At 67.3% G+C, this 4,313-nt stretch carries 6 protein-coding genes; 3 read left to right on the forward strand and 3 right to left on the reverse strand.

Features of this window, described 5'->3' with window-relative positions:
- Window positions 1-365, reverse strand: a 365-nt coding sequence (locus tag RMN95_RS10170; RefSeq protein ID WP_309616807.1) for an SAM-dependent methyltransferase, incomplete at its 3' end; no start/stop codon positions are given.
- A 254-nt stretch (window positions 366-619) separates the two neighbouring features.
- Window positions 620-1,201 carry a TetR/AcrR family transcriptional regulator gene (locus tag RMN95_RS10175; protein WP_309616808.1) on the reverse strand — a complete coding sequence of 194 codons (582 nt, stop codon included), beginning with the start codon at window positions 1,199-1,201 and terminating at the stop codon, window positions 620-622.
- Between the two features lie 97 nt (window positions 1,202-1,298).
- On the opposite strand from RMN95_RS10175, the gene RMN95_RS10180 reads away from it, so the two are divergent.
- A complete protein-coding gene (locus tag RMN95_RS10180; protein ID WP_309616809.1) occupies window positions 1,299-2,900 on the forward strand; it encodes an MFS transporter in 1,602 nt (533 codons plus the stop codon).
- Between the two features lie 163 nt (window positions 2,901-3,063).
- On the opposite strand, the gene RMN95_RS10185 is transcribed toward RMN95_RS10180, so the two are convergent.
- Entirely contained in the window at window positions 3,064-3,225 is a 162-nt protein-coding gene (locus RMN95_RS10185) for a hypothetical protein (protein WP_309616810.1), read from the reverse strand.
- A gap of 79 nt (window positions 3,226-3,304) precedes the next feature.
- On the opposite strand from RMN95_RS10185, the gene RMN95_RS10190 reads away from it, so the two are divergent.
- Window positions 3,305-3,763 (forward strand): putative immunity protein, encoded by a 459-nt coding sequence (locus tag RMN95_RS10190; protein ID WP_309616811.1) that lies wholly within the window; start codon window positions 3,305-3,307, stop codon window positions 3,761-3,763.
- A gap of 28 nt (window positions 3,764-3,791) precedes the next feature.
- On the forward strand, window positions 3,792-4,130 hold the full coding sequence (locus RMN95_RS10195; protein ID WP_309616812.1) for a hypothetical protein: 339 nt from the start codon (window positions 3,792-3,794) through the stop codon (window positions 4,128-4,130).
- The last annotated feature ends 183 nt before the right edge of the window (window positions 4,131-4,313 follow it).

Here is a 4,313-nt window from a genome sequence, read left to right on the forward strand (position 1 = left end):
CCCGAGACTGCCAGGGCAGTCAGTACGGCGCTCGGCCCGGGCAGCGCCGTGACCGTGACCCCCGCCGCGGCCGCAGCCGCCACGAGGGGGAACCCCGGGTCGCTGATGGCCGGCATCCCCGCGTCACTGAGGACGAGGACATCCACCGACCTTGCCAGTTCGACGATCTCGGCCGCCTTCTCGGTCTCGTTGTGCTCATGCAGCGCAATCAGCCGCGGGCGGTTGTCGATGCCGAGCGCACGCATCAGGTGGATGGTGGTGCGCGTGTCTTCGCTGGCGATCACCTCGGCGTTGGTGAGAGCCTCGATCAGCCGCCGAGATGCATCGCCGAGGTTTCCGATCGGCGTTGCGGCGAGGATGATCACCCGCCCATTCTCGCAGCCGGGTGCCGCGCCGACGTCACCCTCGCTTCTCGCCTCCGTGCTCCTGCTCCTGCTCCTGCTCCTGCTCCTGCTCCTGCTCCTGCCAAATGAAGGAGATACCCACCGGGTGGCCTCGTTTTGCTGGGCAGGGTCGACTCCGGGCGCCTTATCTCCTTCATTTGGCAGAGCGGACTGAGCATGTGGCGGCGCGAACGCCCCGCGCGCCGGCAGTCGCTGCGGCAGTTACGCGGCGGAAGTCACTCGGCGGCAATCATCGGCCCGGTGTCGCGAGTGAGCCCGAGCAGGATGTCGCGGGTCCTGTGTCGCTCGTCCAGATCGGCGCGGCCCTCCAGCAGTTCGGTCATCCACATGCCGTCGAGCACGCGGGAGATCAGCAGCACCCGGTCGGGGTGCAGGCCGTCAGCGCTTAATTCGCTACGCCAGCGGACGCCGGATTCGCGCGCTCGGCGCAGCACCTCTGGCACCGCCAGCAGGGCGGCGAGTACCGCAGGATCGCTCCAGAGCTGGTCATCACCGGTCACCGTGTCGTCGAAGGCAGCCCGGATGTGCGCGCGGCACAGGCGGCCCGGCTCTGCATCGGCGGGATCGAGGTGGGTCTGCACGGCGGCGTCGAACCGCGCCATCCACTCCCCGGCCAGCCCGGCGAACAACTCGTCCTTGCTGCGGAAGTGGTGCAGCAGGCCACCTTTCGATACACCGGCCTGGAGCGCGACCACGTCGAGGCTGACCGAAGGGCCGAGGGTGCGAAGGGCCGTGGCCGCGGCATCCAGCAGCGCCCTGCGTGTGCGCTCTGCATCTCGTTGAAGCACTGTACCCATGTCGACTCCTCGATCGTGTGATTTTGAAGCTACCGTCCAGACGGTTGTACGTCAACCGTCTGGACGGTATGTTAATTCCACGATGAGGAGGCAAACGATGAATGAAGCACCCACCCCCGCAGGCCGACGCAAATGGATAGCGCTGTCGGTACTCTCGCTGGCGGTGTTCCTGTTGGCCGTCGACGGAACCGTGCTGTCGATTGCCGTGCCCGCGCTGAGCGCCGCGTTGGAGCCCACCTCGACCCAGCTGTTGTGGATCGGCGACGTCTATTCCTTCGCGCTCGCGGGCCTGCTGGTGACGATGGGCAACCTCGGTGACCGTATCGGCCGCAAGCGCCTGCTGTTGATCGGCGCGATCGGCTTCGGCATCGCCTCAGCGATCGCCGCGTTCTCCCCCACCGCCGAGACGCTGATCGCCGCGCGCGCCCTGCTGGGCGTGGCAGGGGCAACCCTCATGCCCTCCACGCTGTCGATCATCCGCACGATGTTCACCCAGGCACATCAGCGCACGTCGGCCATCGCGGTCTGGGGAGCGACGGCCACGGCGGGCGCAGCTGCCGGGCCACTGATCGGAGGGGCGCTGCTCGAGCACTTCTGGTGGGGCTCGGTCTTCCTGATTAATGTGCCGATCATGCTTATGCTGGTTGTGCTGGGCATCAAGCTCATCCCAGAGTCCCGCAATCCACACCCCGGCGCCTTCGACCTCCTCAGCGCCGCACTGTCCCTGGCGGCCATCGTGCCGATTGTCTACGCGGTGAAAGAGCTGGCCGGTGGCCACGCCGGCATCGGGGCAGCGATAGCGGGGATCGTGGGCGGGGTGGCCCTGGTGCTGTTCGTCCGTCGCCAGAGGCGGCTGGCGCATCCACTCATCGACGTCAGCCTCTTCCGCCAACCGGCCTTCGCAGGTGCCATCGGCGCCAACTTCCTCGCCATCTTCTCCCTGAGTGGGCTGCTGTTCTTTCTGTCGCAATACCTGCAGCTCGTGCGAGGCTTTGGACCGCTCGATGCGGGTGTGCGCCAGTTGCCGCTCACGCTTGCTTCCGTCGCGTCGGCACTCCTGGTGGGAGTTCTGCTGGCCCGGGTGGGGCGTGGGCGCCTTATCGGAGCGGCCATGCTCTTCGCAGCCTGCGGGCTCGGCCTGCTCGTGCTCGCCGAAGGGAAGACCAACTACCTATGGCTTGCCCTCGCGCTCACCGTCATCGGGCTCGGCATTGGTCTCGCTCTCACCCTCACCACCGACGCGGTGGTCTCAGCGGTGCCCGCGGATCGGGCCGGAGCGGCATCCGCCGTCTCAGAGACGGCGTACGAACTCGGGGTGGCTCTCGGAATCGCCCTGCTCGGATCGCTGCACACCCTGCTCTACAGGTCTGCACTCGATGCGCTCGACCTCGGAGCTACAGAGAATGCCGTGCGCTCCTCTCTCGCCTCGGCCACCGCGGTAGCCGCTGGACTCCCAGCCTCCCAGGGCGCGACAGTCCTCGCCGCAGCGCAGGATGCGTTCGTGCACGCCATGCAGATCACTACAGTCGCGATGGCCTGCGTGCTGGTCATCGCTGCGATCGTCGCCTGGCGGGTGATCCCGAACGAGACGGCACAACCCGCGGTAGAGACCCACGTCGAGTCCAGCGCGGCGATCACGCGCAACACCGGCGCTCCGGAGGTGCGGCGCAGCGACGGCGGCGGCGGCGGTGCGCCCTGAGGTCACCATTGTAGCTTCTGCCAAAGTTCCTTGCCGCGCTGGCAAGGCTCATCCAATGTCTCTATTTCTCCGAGGTACGCCATCACCCTGCCTTGGACGGCCCGGTCAAGCTTGGTGAAATGCCGATCGAACTGCTCAGTTGTCTCAACATGCCACCGCGGAGTCACAGACCAATTTCAGACTTCAGCGCCGCGAGCGGGCGTGTGCGTCTTCCGGCGGCCTCGAACGCGTCGAGTGATTCATCCGCTCCAAAGGCCTCCTCCATGTCGGCGCTGATGTGACGTGGTTCTGCCCGCAAACCGAACCCTCCGGGGAGCATTGGCATTTCCGAACGCTCGACCTATTCCGGCGCACCTTTACCACCACTGATGTTCCCCCAGCTCGATTCCTGCTTTGATAGCGGTGTGAGCGAGTCATCGAAGGAGAGGTGGGCGAACCCTGCGCCACCGATCCATAGGGCGATCGCGCGCTGGGCTGCGATGTGTGCGGAGCGCGCGCTGTCAGTGTTCGAGGAGCGATGGCCGGGCGACGAGCGTCCGCGAGCGGCGATCGAATCCCTGCGGGCCTGGGAACGGGACGAGATTGCGATGACAACGTGTCGTACCGCCGCATTCGCAGCCCATGCCGCGGCCCGCGATGCGACCAAGGCAGGGGCACCGGATGCCGTTGCCGCCGCGCGCGCCGCGGGACAGGCCGCGGCCGTCGCCCATATGTTCGACCACGCGCCACATGCGGCTACATACGCCGCAAAAGCAGTCGGGCTCCATGGAACTGGAGATGCCGATCGCGCAGCCGAACGCATCTGGCAGTGGGACAACCTGGATCCCGAGCTGCGCAGCATCGGCTTCCCCCAGGGCCTGTAGCTCGACGTGTGCCGCAGTGTTGTCCTCGATGAGAACGGCAGCACTGCGGGGCTTCATGGGGACGGTCCGCGGCACCACGGCCGCGGGCCTGAGCGCCGGAGTGCCCAGCATCGTCGTGCCCTTCACCGTCGACCAACCCTTTTGGGGCAGCCGCGTCGTCAGCCTCGGGGTCGGCCCCACACCGATCCCGCAGCGCGGCTCACGTCGGCAGGACTCGACGCAGCACTCGGCGAATCGATGGCAGATACCGCCATGCTGCGCCGGGCCAGCGAGCTCGGCGCCCGCATCCGCGAGGAAAGACGGGCTCGCGGCCGCCATCGATGTCTATGAGCGAGCCCTGGGGTCACGGGCCGCCTCTGCCAAATGAAGGAGATGGGCGGTGACGGACCCACAATCACGGCGGGGTGACCCTGTTATTCCGGAATCTCCTTCATTTGGCGACTGCGGGGTCGCGCGGCAGCGGCAGAGGCCCTGTTGGCGACTGCGCGGTCGCGCGGCAGCGGCAGAGGCCTTGTTGCGCCGACGGCGGCGGCGGCGGGCCGACGGCGGC

This window comes from Salinibacterium sp. (genome assembly GCF_031364185.1).
Classification (GTDB): domain Bacteria; phylum Actinomycetota; class Actinomycetes; order Actinomycetales; family Microbacteriaceae; genus Rhodoglobus.

Bases quoted from the DNA above. Each gene is read 5' to 3' on its own strand.
- RMN95_RS10175 (WP_309616808.1), bottom strand. From the start codon at position 1,201: ATGGGTACAGTGCTTCAACGAGATGCAGAGCGCACACGCAGGGCGCTG.
- RMN95_RS10180 (WP_309616809.1), top strand. From the start codon at position 1,299: ATGAATGAAGCACCCACCCCCGCAGGCCGACGCAAATGGATAGCGCTG.
- RMN95_RS10185 (WP_309616810.1), bottom strand. From the start codon at position 3,225: ATGCCAATGCTCCCCGGAGGGTTCGGTTTGCGGGCAGAACCACGTCAC.
- RMN95_RS10195 (WP_309616812.1), top strand. From the start codon at position 3,792: ATGAGAACGGCAGCACTGCGGGGCTTCATGGGGACGGTCCGCGGCACC.